Source organism: Kitasatospora sp. NPDC088346 (assembly GCF_044740765.1).
In the GTDB taxonomy this organism is placed as follows: domain Bacteria; phylum Actinomycetota; class Actinomycetes; order Streptomycetales; family Streptomycetaceae; genus Kitasatospora.
Window position 1 is genome coordinate 1 of the sequence record NZ_JBIURH010000094.1, and the last position, 15,175, is coordinate 15,175.

The 15,175-nt window shown below is 71.0% G+C and carries 14 protein-coding genes and 3 pseudogenes; 11 read left to right on the plus strand and 6 right to left on the minus strand.

Annotated features, from left to right (window positions below; translation table 11 throughout):
• Nucleotides 1-534 precede the first annotated feature (534 nt).
• Both ACIOFR_RS40700 and ACIOFR_RS40705 read left to right on the plus strand, forming a co-directional pair.
• Complete coding sequence (locus tag ACIOFR_RS40700) at nucleotides 535-1,200, plus strand: DUF6426 family protein (protein ID WP_401005648.1); 666 nt, start codon at nucleotides 535-537, stop codon at nucleotides 1,198-1,200.
• A 396-nt stretch (nucleotides 1,201-1,596) separates the two neighbouring features.
• Nucleotides 1,597-1,997 (plus strand): annotated as a pseudogene (locus ACIOFR_RS40705) (L-asparagine permease); the annotation flags it as partial.
• An 85-nt stretch (nucleotides 1,998-2,082) separates the two neighbouring features.
• Here ACIOFR_RS40705 and ACIOFR_RS40710 read toward each other — a convergent pair.
• The gene (locus ACIOFR_RS40710; protein ID WP_401005650.1) at nucleotides 2,083-2,751 is read right to left on the minus strand and encodes a TMEM175 family protein; all 669 of its coding nucleotides are present in this window, start codon (nucleotides 2,749-2,751) and stop codon (nucleotides 2,083-2,085) included.
• Between the two features lie 416 nt (nucleotides 2,752-3,167).
• Here ACIOFR_RS40710 and ACIOFR_RS40715 point away from each other — a divergent pair.
• The 3 genes and pseudogenes from ACIOFR_RS40715 to ACIOFR_RS40725 all read left to right on the plus strand — a co-directional run.
• Nucleotides 3,168-3,485 (plus strand): annotated as a pseudogene (locus ACIOFR_RS40715) (hypothetical protein); the annotation flags it as partial.
• A gap of 171 nt (nucleotides 3,486-3,656) precedes the next feature.
• Nucleotides 3,657-4,304, plus strand: a complete 648-nt coding sequence (locus ACIOFR_RS40720) for a hypothetical protein (RefSeq protein WP_401005652.1) — start codon at nucleotides 3,657-3,659, stop codon at nucleotides 4,302-4,304.
• Between the two features lie 108 nt (nucleotides 4,305-4,412).
• Nucleotides 4,413-5,090 carry a DUF6426 family protein gene (locus ACIOFR_RS40725; RefSeq protein ID WP_401005654.1) on the plus strand — a complete coding sequence of 226 codons (678 nt, stop codon included), beginning with the start codon at nucleotides 4,413-4,415 and terminating at the stop codon, nucleotides 5,088-5,090.
• A 191-nt stretch (nucleotides 5,091-5,281) separates the two neighbouring features.
• On the opposite strand, the gene ACIOFR_RS40730 is transcribed toward ACIOFR_RS40725, so the two are convergent.
• A complete protein-coding gene (locus tag ACIOFR_RS40730) occupies nucleotides 5,282-5,425 on the minus strand; it encodes a hypothetical protein (protein WP_401005656.1) in 144 nt (47 codons plus the stop codon).
• A 435-nt stretch (nucleotides 5,426-5,860) separates the two neighbouring features.
• On the opposite strand from ACIOFR_RS40730, the gene ACIOFR_RS40735 reads away from it, so the two are divergent.
• A complete protein-coding gene (locus ACIOFR_RS40735) occupies nucleotides 5,861-6,499 on the plus strand; it encodes an alpha/beta fold hydrolase (protein WP_401005672.1) in 639 nt (212 codons plus the stop codon).
• A 508-nt stretch (nucleotides 6,500-7,007) separates the two neighbouring features.
• Here ACIOFR_RS40735 and ACIOFR_RS40740 read toward each other — a convergent pair.
• From ACIOFR_RS40740 to ACIOFR_RS40755, 4 genes and pseudogenes are all read right to left on the minus strand, one after another.
• The gene (locus tag ACIOFR_RS40740; protein WP_401005658.1) at nucleotides 7,008-7,454 is read right to left on the minus strand and encodes an IS3 family transposase; all 447 of its coding nucleotides are present in this window, start codon (nucleotides 7,452-7,454) and stop codon (nucleotides 7,008-7,010) included.
• A gap of 217 nt (nucleotides 7,455-7,671) precedes the next feature.
• A pseudogene (locus ACIOFR_RS40745) lies at nucleotides 7,672-7,812 on the minus strand (transposase); the annotation flags it as partial.
• 39 nt (nucleotides 7,813-7,851) lie between these two features.
• The gene (locus tag ACIOFR_RS40750) at nucleotides 7,852-8,427 is read right to left on the minus strand and encodes a hypothetical protein (RefSeq protein WP_401005659.1); all 576 of its coding nucleotides are present in this window, start codon (nucleotides 8,425-8,427) and stop codon (nucleotides 7,852-7,854) included.
• Between the two features lie 187 nt (nucleotides 8,428-8,614).
• Nucleotides 8,615-9,310, minus strand: coding sequence for a UPF0158 family protein (locus tag ACIOFR_RS40755; protein WP_401005661.1), 696 nt, complete (start codon nucleotides 9,308-9,310; stop codon nucleotides 8,615-8,617).
• A gap of 110 nt (nucleotides 9,311-9,420) precedes the next feature.
• Here ACIOFR_RS40755 and ACIOFR_RS40760 point away from each other — a divergent pair, with 110 nt between their 5' ends.
• The 5 genes from ACIOFR_RS40760 (at nucleotide 9,421) to ACIOFR_RS40780 (ending at nucleotide 15,172) form a co-directional block, all read left to right on the plus strand.
• Nucleotides 9,421-10,671 (plus strand): hypothetical protein, encoded by a 1,251-nt coding sequence (locus ACIOFR_RS40760; RefSeq protein WP_401005663.1) that lies wholly within the window; start codon nucleotides 9,421-9,423, stop codon nucleotides 10,669-10,671.
• A 345-nt stretch (nucleotides 10,672-11,016) separates the two neighbouring features.
• Nucleotides 11,017-11,805: a hypothetical protein gene (locus tag ACIOFR_RS40765; protein WP_401005665.1), complete on the plus strand. Its 789-nt coding sequence runs from the start codon at nucleotides 11,017-11,019 to the stop codon at nucleotides 11,803-11,805.
• 137 nt (nucleotides 11,806-11,942) lie between these two features.
• Nucleotides 11,943-13,328 (plus strand): hypothetical protein, encoded by a 1,386-nt coding sequence (locus tag ACIOFR_RS40770; protein WP_401005667.1) that lies wholly within the window; start codon nucleotides 11,943-11,945, stop codon nucleotides 13,326-13,328.
• Between the two features lie 122 nt (nucleotides 13,329-13,450).
• Nucleotides 13,451-13,831, plus strand: coding sequence for a hypothetical protein (locus ACIOFR_RS40775; RefSeq protein WP_401005669.1), 381 nt, complete (start codon nucleotides 13,451-13,453; stop codon nucleotides 13,829-13,831).
• Between the two features lie 894 nt (nucleotides 13,832-14,725).
• Nucleotides 14,726-15,172 (plus strand): hypothetical protein, encoded by a 447-nt coding sequence (locus ACIOFR_RS40780; RefSeq protein ID WP_401005670.1) that lies wholly within the window; start codon nucleotides 14,726-14,728, stop codon nucleotides 15,170-15,172.
• The last annotated feature ends 3 nt before the right edge of the window (nucleotides 15,173-15,175 follow it).

Below are 15,175 nucleotides of genomic sequence, written 5' to 3' on the forward strand. Positions count from 1 at the left end.
ACAACGTCTCGGCGAGGGCAGGCAGTTCGAACGGTTCCGGCAGGGCCAGCGTCGCCGCGATCCGCTCACAGCGCCGCCAGAGGCTGCGCCGTTCCCCGCTCGTCATTCCCACCGCACCGTCCGCACCCTCCGCACCCTCCAGATCCGCCCCATCCTCCTGGTCCGCCGGCGACCGGACGGACCGGGACGCCGGCCCGCGCGCCCCCGCGGGGCGCCTCCGCAAGATCACTGTCGGATTCCCCCCTCCCGGCGCGCGATCGCCTCGATGATGTCGCTGATGGTACCGAGCCCCTCCGGCGAGCGGGTCACCACCCGGAGCGCGACCTCGCGGACTCCTCCATCGCCCGGCCACTGAGCGCCTCCCGTCCTGCCGACCTGTCCTGCCTCAGCACACGCGTATTCATTCCAGCTTACGTAGGCCCGCCTAACATTCACACTGGCTCATGCGCTGAGAGTGTGTCAGTGTTTGCGCCGCGCCGGTCGGCCGTCGAACCGCCCGGCGCACTTCCCCGACGCCAACCCCGAGGAGTACCCATGAAGTTCAGGACGTCCCTGGTCGCCGCGGCTCTCGGCGCATCGCTGCTCACCACCATGCCCGCGCTGCTGGCACCGACCCTGGCCGCCGCCCACGACTGCACCATCCTGACCCCCGGATCCGACGACCTGGCATGTGGCGGCAGCTTCACGGAGACGATCGACTGGAGCAGCGGCGAGATCGGCGACACGTTCGACGGGGGCAACGTCGAGATCGTGGGCCTGGCGCAGCCGCCGCACGTCCCGGCGGCCCCCACCGTCGACCCCGTCCCCGGCGGCTCCGGCGTGCCCGGCGGCTCGAACGGAGGCACCTTCGCCAGGCCCTACAGCTACGGCCAGAAGTGGACCGTCGTCCAGGACTGCCTGCAGAACACCTCGCCGGCGCCCCAGAAGTTCACGCGCAACTCCACATACACCGTCACCTACGAGGCCAGCACCAACGCTTCGGCGAAGGCCCTCGAGATCCTCACCGCCACGCTCGGGACGAAGCCGAACTCCACGATCGCCAGGACCACCGGATGGGAGATCACCATCCCCGCGGGCCAGAGGTTCGGGCTGGGCCTGGAGTACCAGACCGTCACCTACGCGGTCCCGACCGGCGGCTCCACCGTCGAGTTCGTGAACGTCACCGTGCCGACGACCACTCTCACCGGCGTCGCCTGCTGACAGCCGGAGCACCGCGCATCCGGCGGTACGGCGGGTCCGGCCGGCCGTACCGCCGCGCGCGCAGACAGGCCCGCCCTCGATCGCCTGTTCCAGCCGGGCCGCCGAGGCGGGTCGGGTGACCTTCGGTCGCACGTGCGCATGCGCGTCACACGCGGATCCCGAACTCCCTTTGCCCACGCCCACGGCGCATCTCGGGACCGGCCGTCCAGGACTCCAGGGGCAGGCTGTCCGAGCTCCTCTGTGGGTTCGACGGGAACCACCGGGTGAACACGTGCGGGCCCCACCGTCTCGACGAGGCCCCGGCAGGCCGGCCAGAAGGCGCCGAACGAGGCGTACGCCGCCACGGCGAACATCCGGCACCCGCTCGTCGGCGAGCGGCTCGCCCTTCCCGTCCGGAACTCGGGCGGCGTCCCCTACGGCGGCATCCTGCTGACCGCCGGGTTCGGCGTGCTGGGCGTGGCGCTGAACTACCCGATACCGGGCGAGCGTTCGAGCCGGTGCTCACCATCGCCTCGATCGGGATCCTCGGCACCTGGGGCGTGATCATGATCTGCTCGCTGCTGTTCTGGCAGCGCTCCAAGGACGGGCGGGTCACCCGTCCCGGTTACCAGCTGCCCTGGGCGCCGTACACCCAGATCGTCACGCTGCTCTTCCTCGTCTCCGTCGTGGTCCTGATGTGGCTGGACGGCGGCGTCGGTCGCACGACCGTCGCCTGCCTGCCACTGATCGCGGCCGCCCTGGTCGGCGGCTGGTTCCTGGTCCGCCGCCGGGTCGAGGCGACCGCCGGGTCGAGGCGACCGCCGGGGCACACTGACCCCCGCGGCCCCCATGGGCCGACGACACACCGGGCCCCTGCGGAACGCCTCCGCAGGGGCCCGGCCGTTACCGGCGAGTGGCTCGTGCCGGGGCGAGTTGGTCGAAGCAGTAGTAGACGGCGAGGACGGCGTGGGTGGCCAGCATGGCGACGGGGCTGAGGTAGGCGAGGCCGACGGTGGCGAGGTAGCACAGGCCGCCGATGCCGAAGCGGCGCCTGGCGGTGCGCCTGGCCTGCGGCGGGATCGGGCTGTTCAGCAGCCGGGCGTCGCGCGTGAAGGCGAGAAAGAGCACGGAGAAGGCGATGCTCATGGCCACCATGGTCAGGGCGTAGACGGCGGCCGCGGTGTGGGCGTTGCTGTTGTCCGCGGTGAGATAGGTGGCGAGGAGGCGGGTGGGGAACGGGATGACGGAGACGGTGAGCAGCAGGAAGAGGTTGGCGAAAAGCGTGCGCCGGTCCACCCGGCGCGCGAGCGCGCACATCGCATGGTGATTGATCCAGATGATCCCGATGACCAGGAAGCTGACCAGGTAGGCGAAGTAGGAGGGCCACTGACGCGCGAGGGCAGCGGTCAGTGACTCGTCCTGCAGGGCGTCCGGCTCCGGCACCTTCAGGTCCAGGACCAGCAGCGTGATCGCGATGGCGAAGACACCGTCGCTGAAAGCCTCGAGACGGCTCGTACTGAAGTACGCGATCCGGCCCGCGGCCGCCGCGTAGGGCTCGTCCTGGCTGGTCATGCGGTCTCCGAAGGGGGTTCGGTCCGGCGAAGGGGAGGAGCTCCGGGAGCTCCCGACCGGATGAGCGGGCGTCGGCCGGACGGTGCCGTTGTGCTTGTCCCCGGGGTTGGGCTCGCGGACCACGATGCCACGTTGTTCGAGCCGATGCGGGCGAACGCTCGCGGCTCCGCCTGTCGGACCGAGGGCACCCCCGTGCCGGACCGGCGGCTCCGCGGTGCACCCCATGCTGGTCCGGGAGCTGGGGAACAGGAACGGCAGCTCCCGTACGGCGCGCGGACGGCGACGCGGCGTGGCATCCGTGGTGTCCGCGGCGTACGGGGTGGGGTCGCTGCCTCGCTCCGCCCGCCTCGCCGAACAACCTCTGGTGTTGCTCGAGTTCGTTTCCGTCCGACCGTTCCGGCCACCACGATGCCGGTATGACTGGTTTTCTGGGAGTGCGGCCGGAGCACAACTTCGTCCTGCTCGTCCGCGACTCCGACCTCCTCGCCGGGGCTCTGGACCGGGCGCTGGCCGTGGCGTCCCCCGAGGAGCGCCCGGGTCTGGAACGCGCCGCCGCGCTCGTCGCCGCCGCGGCCGCCGCCACCGAGCAGCAGTTGCGCGCCGGCTGGGTACGCTCCCGGCTGGCGGCCGTCGGATACGCGGGTGATCTCGCGTCCGTCGGTGCGGTGAAGGCGCTGCGGCAGGCGGAGCCGAGGCTGAGCCTGGTAGCGGCGGTGCAACTGCAGAAGGACGCCCCTGGCCGAGTCCGGGTGACCACCACAGCACCCCGTCCTCCAAGGACGCACCGGTCCCCGGGCGGCCGGGGCCGTCCGGCGGGGTGCCGGGGCGGCGTGACGGCCGAGGGCATGTCAGACCCCAGGTCCTATCGTGTGACAGTCCGCCAGGCAGGCCCGTGCCCATGAAAGATGACCCGATACGTGATCTTCATGAACGGTGACCCGGTACGGGAGGCGCTGCTCGACTGTCTGCAGGTGCTGTCCCCGCTCACCGCGGACCGGGACTGGAACGGCCCCGCCGGGCCGCTGGAGTGGAGCTGCCGCGACACGGCCGTCCACATCGCCCACGAGCTCCTCGCGTACGCCGGACAGCTCGCCGCCCGGCCCAGGGACCACTACCTGCCCATGGATCTCGTGGTCCGCCCGGAGGCCGACCCGGCGCAGGTGCTGTCGGTCGTCACCGCCGCCGGCGGGCTGCTCGCCCACACCCTCGACGGCACCATGGACGATGTCCGAGTACCCGGGCGGTACCTGGAAGAAGTGCGCCAGGGCTTCGAGGTGGCGCTTGGTCGGGTTGCCGCGCCGCCCGGTGCGCAGCTGCCAGACACAGGTGGCCGAGAAGGTCTCCCCGGTCGCCTCCCGGCACGCCCGTGCGACCTCTTCGTTGCTGTACGGCTCGCCACCCGGCCGGAGGATCGTCCGGAAGAGCTGCTCGATGCGGTCCGCGAGGGTGTCCGGTGCGCCTGGCCCGTCTGCCGTCACTGGGCGCCTCTCCGTTCGTCGGCCTGTCGGACACCATCACGCTCATTCATATCAGCTGTGATCATGGTGGCCTGAATTCATCCTAGCTAATGCCTTGAGGCTGTGTCAGTGTTTGCGCCGCGGCCGGACAGCAGTGGATCTGTCAGGTCGCCGCTTCCCCGACCCGAACCTTCAGGAGCAACAGTGAAACTCAGGAACTCCCTGGCCGCTGCGGTACTCGGCGCCTCGCTGCTCACCACCGTGCCCGCAGTGGTGGCCCCGAACCTGGCCGCCGCCTCCGGCGGCGACTGCCCGTTGGTCCCCGAGTGGGAGGAGATGGGGTGCAGCGGCAGCTTCTCGGAGACGATCGACTGGAGCAGCGGCGAGGTCGGTGCGACGTTCGACATGGAGCAGGTCAAAATCTACGGGAAGGCCCAGAAGCCGAGCCGGCCGGAGGTGCCGGCTCTTCCCGAGCGCCCGCCCACCGTCCCCGGCAGCTCCGGCGGCGCCAGCGGCTCGAGTGGATCCGGCCCCGCCATGCCCTACAGCTACGGCCGGAAGTGGATGGTCGTGCAGGACTGTCTGGAGAACACCTCCAGCGTGCCCCAGAAGTTCACCCGCAACTCCAGCTACACGACCAATTACGAGGCCAGCACGAACGCCTCGGCGAAGGCCCTCGACGTCATCACGGCCACCATCGGGACCAAGATAAACGCCACGGTCACCCTTAGCACCGGATGGGAGATCACCATCCCTGCGGGCCAGCGGCTCGGACTGGGCGTCGAGTACCAGACCATCACCTACGCGGTCCCGACCGGCTCATCCGTCGAGCTCGTGAACGTCACAGCACCGACGGCGACGGTCGCCGGCGTCGCCTGCTGACGATCCGCGCAGGCAGGCGCGGCCCGCGGAGTTCGGCGCTCACCGGCGGCGCTCACCGCCGGCCGTCGCGTGGAGCGGCCACACCCGGTCACCGTCGTGGTGGCCGGGTGCGGCCGCGCTCCGCGAAGGCGCCCGGGCCAGGGTGCCGGCCGGGCGGGCGGCCCCGAGCACGAGGACGGCCCGAGGACGGGCTACCGACCGTTCCCGTCGAGGACCGCGTCGCCGCCCGCACCCCGCTGCTCCACCTCGCCCCGGAACCTGCCGCACCGCAGCCGGGCGTCGCTGTGGCAGACGCCGCGCGGGTGGCGTGGTGCGGCGGCGGTGGTGTCGGTCACGGTGGGATCCTGGTCGGCGCGGTCGTCACCACGCGGTGCAGGATGGTCGGCCGGCCCAACGGGAACACCGGCCGTGGGGCGGTGAGCCGGCCGCGGTCGCGGAGGACGGCTCGCCGGCTGCGAGGTGGTCGCTGGCTCGCCTCGGCCGGGTACCGCGCGAGTTCGTCCGCCCGTGTGCGGTCCACCGCCGGGTCCGAGCCGGGCGTCCGTGCGCACCGGCGGCGATACCGGCGGCGACGTCGGCGGGGTGGCGCACCAGGGAGTCGTAGATCCGGGCGGTGGTCGTGAGGTCCAGCGGCACCTGGCCTCGGAACCACCACAGCTGGCAGGGTTGTGTCCCTGCTGGTGCCCAGACCGTCCGATCCCATCCGCGCTGCTGTGTCGGTCTCGGGACGACGCCTGTCCTACCTGGACGTCGGCGGCCCTGGCGCGGTCGTGTTGGCCTTGCACGGCCATTTCAGTGCGGGACGGACGTTCACCCGGCTCGCCCGTGACCTGGCGCCGGACTGGCGAGTCGTCGCTCTCGACCAGCGAGGCCCCGGATGTTCAGATCGTCCCTCGGACTTCTCCCGGGACGGCTACGTCGAAGACGCCGCTGCCGTGCTCCACCACCTCGGCGCCGGCGCGGCGGTCGTACTCGGCCATTCCCTGGGCGGTGTCAACGCCTATCAGCTGGCCTCCGGCCATCCCGAACTGGTCCGCGCACTGGTCATCGAAGACATCGGCGCCGAGGTGAACGGAGACCTCTCGTTCTGCCTCGACTGGCCGCACCGCGCTCCCACTCGCGGCGCACTGCTCGAAGCCCTCGGCCGCTCGGCGCCCCACCTGACGGACGTCATCCGCGAGTACGGGGACGGTTGGGGCCTTGCCTTCCACCCTGAGGACATGGTGGCATCCCAACACGGCGGCCGTGTTCACGCCCCGTCGGCGCGACAAAGCGGCTCGTCCCCGAGACAGGGGTCGGCGGTGCTACGGGGCGGCGCACCGCCGTCACCGCGCATCCCCCGCTGTCCTTCCACCCGCACAACGGCGCACCACACGGGAGCAGCCGACCACGGATGCAAGAGGTGTTGAAGCAGCGCGACGCCGACCTCGGCCATGCCGGCGCCATCCGGACACCACCGGGACCTGCCTGTACCGCCACCGGCCTGACCTACGGACTGGGCAGCCGGCGGTCACCGCCGACGAGGCACTTCCCCCAGCCGTTCCCGGCCCGGCCGGATGCACGCGGTCGGACAAGCCTCTGTCCCGAGGGCCACCTGCTCAATGCGCGCTGCGCGCCGCGCGGGCAGAATCGGATCTGGTCCTGCCGAATGCCTGTGAGGTCGCGCTTCGCCTTGATCGTCGAGTGCCCCCGCTTGACGCTCTCCCAGCTCGCCGAGACCGCCGCGACTTTGGCGCCCTGAAGTCGCCGTGAGGGGGCAGGACTTCCAGCGGCATGACATCCGCCGGCAGCGTGGCGGCAAACTTGAAGTTGAAGGCGCGTATCCTCCGCCGGACTCGTCGTCCGCAGGCCCCACGTGGGGTGCGGGGTTGGGGCATGGACACAGAATGGACCGAACACGTCCTGCCCGGTGGGGCTTCAGCAATGCTGGCGGTGGGACGACGTGACCCCGGTCTGGGTGGCTTCGGAGCAGCGCAGGATGGTGTCGCGGGCGGCGGGAGCGGGGGTGCGGGCGACGTGGTGTGTGGCCGACGGCTCGGACACCGTGGTGCGGACCTTGCGGCGCAGGTGGGTGCCCACGATTCCGAACTTGCGCATCACCCGCGCGACGCGCTTCTCGTTGACCACCAGGCCGTCATCCCGCAGCTCGGCGGTGATGCGCGGGGCGCCGTAGGCCCCGTCGGAGTCGGTGTGGACGCGCTGGATCCGTGCTGCCAGCGCGGCGTCGGCCTCCTGCCGTTCCGCGCGGGCTGTGGCAGTTGCGCGCCACTTGTAGTAACTGGAGCGCTGGATGCCCAGCACCTGGCAGAGCCGCTTGACCTCGAAGGCCTCCCGGTGGTCCTCAACGAACTGGAAGCGGCTCATCACCAGTTCGTCTCCGAGGCGAAATACTTCGTAGCCTTCCGCAGGATGTCCCGCTCGACCGAGAGCGTCTCGCGGTCCTTGCGCAGCCCCGTGTTCTCCACACGCAGGGCCGCGTTCTCCGCCTCCAGGCGGGCGATGCGCTCCTCGGGTGTCTCCGCCGTGGCCGCCCCGTAGCCGGCAGGACGCCGTCGGGCCCCGGCGCGGCCCCCGCCGCTCGCACCCACTGCCGCAGCGACTCGGCGTGCATGCCCAGATCCCTCGCGACCTGCGCATACGTCAGCGACGGATCGGAGCAGTACAGCGCCACAGCGTCAGCGCGGAACTCCGCTGAGTAGTACTTGTGCACCACCGGTGCCATCTCTTCCTCTGAATCCACGAGATCCAGTGTCCGTGATGTCTACCTACCGGGGGGGAATGCCCGGGCGGTGTCCGCGAAGCCGGTTGCGGGCGAGAAGCCGAGGGAACGCGCGTACGCGACCGCGCCGTGCACGATCGTGCGAGCCTGGTCGAGCTCGATGCTCAGTGGCGGCCGGTCGAATGCCGAGTAGTACCCGCGCAGGTACGCAGGGAGCGAGCCGGCTCCGATGACCTCCGGCTCAATGGTGTTCTTGACGCCCAGGCAGTGGACGTCCACCAGGAATCCGCACACCGTCACTCTGCTGGCTCGCTCCTGGCGGGCCACCAGTACCTGTGCGAAACCTGCCGTCTCCGGCTCGGCGGCATGCAGGTCGGCCTCCGCCCACGCGGGCGCGGCGGCCAGTCCCAGGCCAGCGGTCCAGCCGGCGCTCACCCAGCACCCGACCACCGGCCGATCGGCCGGGGCCGTCCCTCCCGCCAGGCTCTCAGCCGCCTGTCGCAGCAGTGCACCCGCCTGCGCGGGGCGCATGCCCAGGGCCCTCGCGATCTGCTTCGACCCGCTCCCGGCTGCCCGCAGTTCCAAGACCCTGGCCAGGACATCGTCGCTCTCCATCACCCGGGCATTGTCCATCAACCCCGGACACCGGAGCGCCTACCCCTGGTCGTTCAACCCGAACGGCTGGCGCATGCCCCAAACCGCCTCCGCCCCCCTTGGCGGTGACGGTACAATGAGGCCTCCAGGTTCGGCTTCCCGTCATGGGTCGCCCCGCTCGTCTCGACCAGTCTGCTTCGTCCAGCCGCGGTCAGGGGCGGGCCACCGGGCGGTAGCCGTTCCCGGCGAGCCAGGCCCGCGCCCGGCCGCGCTGCCGCTCCTCGGCGAACAGGTGGAATCGACGCAGCTCGTCCTCACGGCGCGCCAGCACGTCCTTGAAGCGGCGGAACGCGCCACGACCTGAGATCGCGATCCCCAGGCGATCCGCGAAATCGGCGTCACCGATCGTGGCGATGAACAGCTCCATGTCCTGGTAACCGTCCCGGGAACCCTCGCACCACGCCGGCAGCCACCGCTCAGGATCCTCGTCGTCCTCCGTCTGCTCGTCGGAGTCGACCAGCTGCGGCCAGCAGTCACCGGTGGTCAGGTCGATCCGGCCACCGCCGAAGACCGGGTCGCCCTCCAGCAGCCCAGCCAGCTCCTCCAGATCCACCGGCAACGGCCTGAGCAACGGCACCGGGCCGCGCCCCAGGGCGGCCGCCAACTGCTCCGCCAGCTCCGCATCCCCTTCCCAGTCGCGCTCACCGAGTGCGGCGATGCACCGCTCGGCCAGGTCCGCCGCCCCCGATACCCGCGCGGTCACCGCGTCGCCGACCGCATCCCCGACCTGCTGCAGAACCTCGGCCAACGGCTGCCCCGACAACAGCCCGACCAGCGCCGCCCCGTCACCGGCATGCCGCGCCGCGCGCAGCCGCCGCAGACTCTCCTCGCTCCACGCACCCCTCATGGACGGCACAGTAGCCGCACCCCCGGCCCGGCGAACGCCAGGTCCGCGTTCAGGGAACGGGCCCGCGGCCATCCGCTCGCGGATGTGCCCGATGTGGTGGGATGGGGCGCATGGGCAAGAACACGGTCTCCCCGGACGAGCTCGCAGCGCTGGTGGACAGGCTGCGGTGGGACAAGCGCCGCCATCCCCACCACGGACGGGGCGAGTACCAGGCAACCGCCCACCAGGTACTGGAGACGGCGACCGCGCTGGTCGACGCCGGGCGGGCCGGCACGGTCGTGCGGACGCTGCGCACAGCCGTGGACCGGGTCACCCGTGCGCTGATGCACCTGGACGACTCCTCCGGCATCGTCGGCGATGCGCTGCAGGAACTCACCGACCTCTACGCCCGCGCGCTGGAGCAGGCCCCGCCCGCCAACCCCACAACGCTCGCGTCATGGCTGGTCGCGGCGCAGTTCGACGGCCCCGGCTGGCCCCGTATCCACCTGCGATCGTTCGCGCCCGCCCTCGGCGAGCGGGGCATCGCCGAGATCACCGCCCAGGTCCGCGCCCGCGCCGCTACTGCAGACCCCGACTCCTGGAGCGCCCAGTTCGCCGTCCGTGACTTCCGCGAGCAGCTCGCCGAGCTCACCGGTGATGTGGACCACTACATCGCGGTCCTCGCCGAGGACCTGAAGAGCCCGGAGCAGTACCGCAAGATCGCACGCGCCCTGCTCGACTCCGACCGAGCAGCCGAGGCCATCGACTGGGCCCGGCGCGGGCTGGCCCACCACCCAGGCAACCCCAATAACGCCAGACTCCGCGACCTACTGGTCGACCTCCTCATCGAGGACGCCCAGACGGTGGCCGCCCTCGAGGTGCGCGTCGCCGAGTTCAACCGTCACCCGGTCGCCGCCACCTTCGGCGCCCTGGCCGCCACCTGCCACCGCGTCGGCGACACCGCGCTCATCGCCCCGGCTCTCGACGAGCTGCGCACCCGCGCGGCCAAGGACCCGGCGCGCCTGGGCGAGCTCGTCCAGGCCCTGATCATTGCCGGCCTCGACGAGGAGGCGTGGACCACCGCCGCAACCCGCCCCCACGACGTGGGCCCACGCCTGCTCGGCTTCCTGGTCGAACAGCGCGAAGCCGCACACCCCGCCGACGTGCTCGCCCCCTACCGCTATCTGATCCAGGCCCAGCTCGCCGACACCAGCAAGTACCGCTATGACCGCGCCGTCAAACTGCTCCGCCGCCTGCGCTCGGCTCACGCGACGGCCGACGACCCCGCAGGATTCAGCCACTACCTCGCCGAACTCCGCACCGACCACCAGCGCAAGACCAGCTTCATCGCCAAACTCGACAGGGCCGGACTGGCCCCCTGACGTCCGCAGCCCGCGGATCATCTCCCGCGCGCCCTCCTGGCCCGGCATCAACGCCTGAGCCAGCAGAAATGGACGCAGCCCACTTCCTCGGGACGCCCGCCGCTGTCCGAGGAACTGCGCGAGCTGATCATCCGGCCTGGCTCCGAGAACCCGCGACGGGGGTTCCACCGTGTGCAAGGCACACTGCGCGGTCAAACCTCCACAGCAGGCCGTTGCTCACCCCGGGGCGGGAGAGCACCGCCCGCCGGTACGGTTAAATGGCGTGTCGTGGCGGCAGTGGTGACACAAGAAACGATCAAGACCTGTGCGAGCGCGAGCGCGTTCGCGTCCGGGCGGAAGCTGTGGATGGCTGGAGCCGTCCAGGGGTTGGAGTCCGGCTATGGCGGCGCGAACGCGGACGTCACCGCGGACGCGGGGAAGCGGTATCCGGTCTGGGTCGGCGTGATCGACGGCACGCTGACAGGGGAGTGCGACTGCCAGGCGGCCCGGCGTGGCGCCGCTCTGTGCCCGCACGGCGTCGCGGTGGCGCTCGCCGCCGTGGACGCCGGACTGCGCTGGGCCCCGGCGCCCGCGCGCGACGCCGAGCGGACGGACGGGAAGGCGGCGCTCGCCACACTCGGACCGCAGGAGAAGGCCGCGCTCCTGGACGCCCTGCTGCGGGCGCACCCCGAACTCGCCGCCGAGGCGCATGCCCTGGCGGTACGGATCCTTGACCCGCGGACCACCGGGCACCGCGACCACGGCGCCGACTACGGCGAACTGCGCGACGAGGTCGCCGCGGGGGTCGAACAGGCCCTGCGCGACCTGGACATCCGCAACATGCACACCGGCCGCCAGCCCGGCTACGGCTACGTCAGCCCCGAAGAGGCCGCCGGCCAGATGGTCGAGGAGGCGATCGAGCGCTACCGGCAGGACCTACGACGCCGACTCAAGCTGGGCCTGCACCAGGCCGCACAGGCGGTCGGCGCGGGGATCATCGCCGGGCTGCGCGCCTGTGAAGGGACCTACGACGGCGACGAAGTGCTCTGCTACGCCGGGGAGGACCTGGCCGAGAACTACGGCTGGACGGTCCGGGAGGAGCTGCGCAAGCACGGGCTCCAGCTCCCCGTCCAGGAGGACGACGACGAGGAGTAGCCGGCCTCCAGCGGACGCCGGCGGACGCATGCCCTGCCGTCACTCGTTCGGGCGTCTGCGCAGCGGGCGGCCGTACACCCCGGACGCGGTCGGTACGCTGGCAGTCGTCCGTCCCGCCACCGCAGTTCAGAGGTCCCATGTCCCCGGTCTCCCGGTCCCGCAAGTCCAAGAAGGAGAGCCCCGGTTCGCGCCGCTCGGGGAACCCCGCGAACCGGCTGCCCGGGCAGCGCGCCCACGACGGTGCCCCGGCCCCGGCGCGCGGGCTCGTGTCCGGCAGCCCCTTCGGGCGCGTCAGCGCGCTCGGCGTGCTGGCCGGCCGACTCCGCGGCCCGCGCGAGGCGCCCGCCTGGGTCGCCGACGTCGCCGCGGACCTCCTGGACGGCGCAGTGATCCTCCTGGACGCGCAGTCCCCACGCGCTCTGGAGGACCTGACGGCCCGCCTGTTCGGCGAGCACCTGCATCGCATGGCCGACAAGCACGATGAAACCGGCGTCGCCTGGCTGCTGGACGCGGTCCTCACTCTGGCCCTGACGCGGCTCCGAACCGAACCGGACGCGCCGGCCGCCCAGGCCGCGCTCCGGCTGCTGCACGGCCTTCGCGCGATCGGCAGCCCCGCCCTCGCCCACGCCGCAGAGGACATCATCAAACAGCAGCGCCGCTCCGCGCGCGCCGGCACGGCAGCCGGCGCCGGGCAGGCCGCCGCCCCGGACTGGCTCGCCCACACCGGGAAGCTCCGCATGACCGGCGAGGTGTGGACCATCCGCGACGTCTACGGAGCCCGTATCGGCGTGATCGCGACCACCGAGTACCCCGGTGGGCTCGACCGCGCCGTCTACCTCTTCGACGTCGATGCCTGCGCCTTCATCACCATCGCCGGCGGCGGCGCCTTCGACGACGTGTACCAGGCTGCCGCGGCCTGGCGCACCGCCGTCGGCTGGGCCGCCGACGGCGCTCAGCCCGTGACGCTCGCCGAGACCGGTACCGAGGTGCTGCGCTGTCTTCGCGAGGCCGATCTGTCCGAGGAACTCATCCGGGGCAACGAGCCGCGGACGGTCTGGGACGAATGGCTCCGTTCCATGCGCCGCGTGCACGACCTCGCCGCAGCCCTCAACCGCACCGGCCGCTCCATGCCCGGCGAGCTCTCCCTCTACCACGACTACGACCCGCAGCCGCTGACCGCCCAGTTCACCGCCTACCTCGTGCAGCTCCGCGGGGGAGACCCCCTCGGCACGGTCGAGCAGAACGCCGCCGCTGCCCTGGTCGGCGAGTGGCTCGACGGCATGCTCCCCGACACCCACCTCACCGTGTCCCCGCACCGGCTCCAGCACCAGATCGAACTGATCAACGACTGGCTCGAGGACGAGGTGACCACAACCGTCAAGGCCCTCCTCCCCGGCTGGGTCGCCTTCCTCGCACACAGCGCGAACCTCCCCCAGCGCGCCACCGACGCAGCCCTGACCACCCTCGCCACGCTCCAGGCCGGAGGCACCCGCGACAGCGCCCACTGCCCGGGAATCCACTGAGCGCCGATCGATCTCCTCCCCTGCCGCGGCGAGCCAGCCGAACTCAGTCCGCCCCAACCGAGCCCGCTTCGGCCGGGGCCTCCCCCTCGCGCAGGGCGGCGAGGAGGTCGCAGCGCCCCTGCATGACGCCCGAACTCATCAAGGAGCCAACACCTGCTCAGCTGGTCCTGCGGACGGAGCGCCTGCACGACAAGGTGTTCGACACCGCCATCGCCCTCGTTCCGGATACGGCGGACCGCGAGCAACTCGAGGGCGAGGACATCGACGCCTGGTCCGACCGGATCGAGGGAGCCCTGCGCGCCTGGGAGCGCATGTGGGTGTCTGTACCGCAAGCACCTGACGCCGGGCCCGGAGCCCCGCCCCCAACTCCGTCGCGCCGCACCTTCGACGCAGCCGCCTGCGCTGCGTCATCGTCGCCCAACTCAACGGGGGCTTGCGCAGCCGCTGGACCTGTCGGCGCGCACTTGATCGAATGGCAGATGCGTCAAGTGCGAACCCTCTGAGCAGCATCTGGGATCACGGCGAGCAACCATCGAGCCCATTGCAGTGATCAACAAATCCGACAGATAGATACAAGAGGGTCATCCCAGGCGCCAGCTCACGGCCCGAGCGGCCCCAGCCCCGCCTTCGAACCGTGAAAACCGTGAGACGAATGTGAGAGGGGAGGCCCCCACGAACGCCGAAGGCCGCTTCCTCGCGAACGAGAAAACGGCCTCTGACCTGCGACAATGGAGCGAACTCCAGTCGGGACGACAGGATTTGAACCTGCGACCCCTTGACCCCCAGTCGCCCGGCGATGTTGATCTCAGCCTGCCGTGCGCTGAACGGAACGCGTCGTTCGTGTGTCGAAGAGCAGTTCGCGGTTAACGGTTCCCGGCGCGTGGTCCCCGACCTGTCCCCGGTGCAACGGCGGCGCTCGTCTGACAACCCACGCCGCAACGGGTCAGCCTCACGCTCGGGTCATCGCCTCCCTGCACTACCAGGTCGTCGAGCTTAGACCACCGACTCGAGAGCCTCGCGGCTCGCTTGGCCGGCCCCGCAAGTACGCAGCCGCACTCGAGTGCGCCGACCGAACTGCGTCCAAGGACCCTGTTCCGCAGGTCCACCACCGACGCTGACATCGATCGCCTGATTCGAAACACATACAAGGTGCTGCTGACCCGCGAAATGACTGGGCACTGTCCGCTACTTGACGGCGGCCGTGGCAATGTCCAGGTGCGCGGCCAGTTGAGTCCCGGCTGATGGCCACGAGAAATCCAGGTGGATGGCCGTCGGTCCTGTGGTGTTCCTGATCGCTTCCGTTGACGAAGGAGACCCCTTCGTCCGGTTTGCTGGTGTTTGCGATGCATCAGCCAACCGGTCGAAGAGGTCCTGTGACGAAGTCTGACAGAGAGATCATGGAGATATTCGAGGCGTATGACCTGACCGAGACGGTCTGGTCGGCGGCCGCGCTCACGGGGCACGACCCGAAGACGGTCAAGCGGTATGTCGAGGCCCGCGCCGGCGGGCGGAACCCGTATCAGCGCGAGCCGCGGCCGAAGATGATCGACGCGTTCCTGGAGAAGATCGAGGAGTGGGTCGAGCAGTCGAAGGCGACGATCCGCGCCGACGTGGTCCACGACAAGCTCGTGAAGATGGGCTACCCGGGCAGCGCGCGCTCGACCAGGCGGGCGGTGAACGCGGCGAAGACCGCGTGGAAGGCGGGCAAGCGGCGGACCTACCGGCCGTGGATCCCGGAGCCGGGCCGCTGGTTGCAGTTCGACTGGGGCGGTGCGACACGAAGTCGCGTATGGCGAGTGAACTCGCAGAATGGAGGCCGGCAATGCCGGGTGCGTAGTTCCTGATCA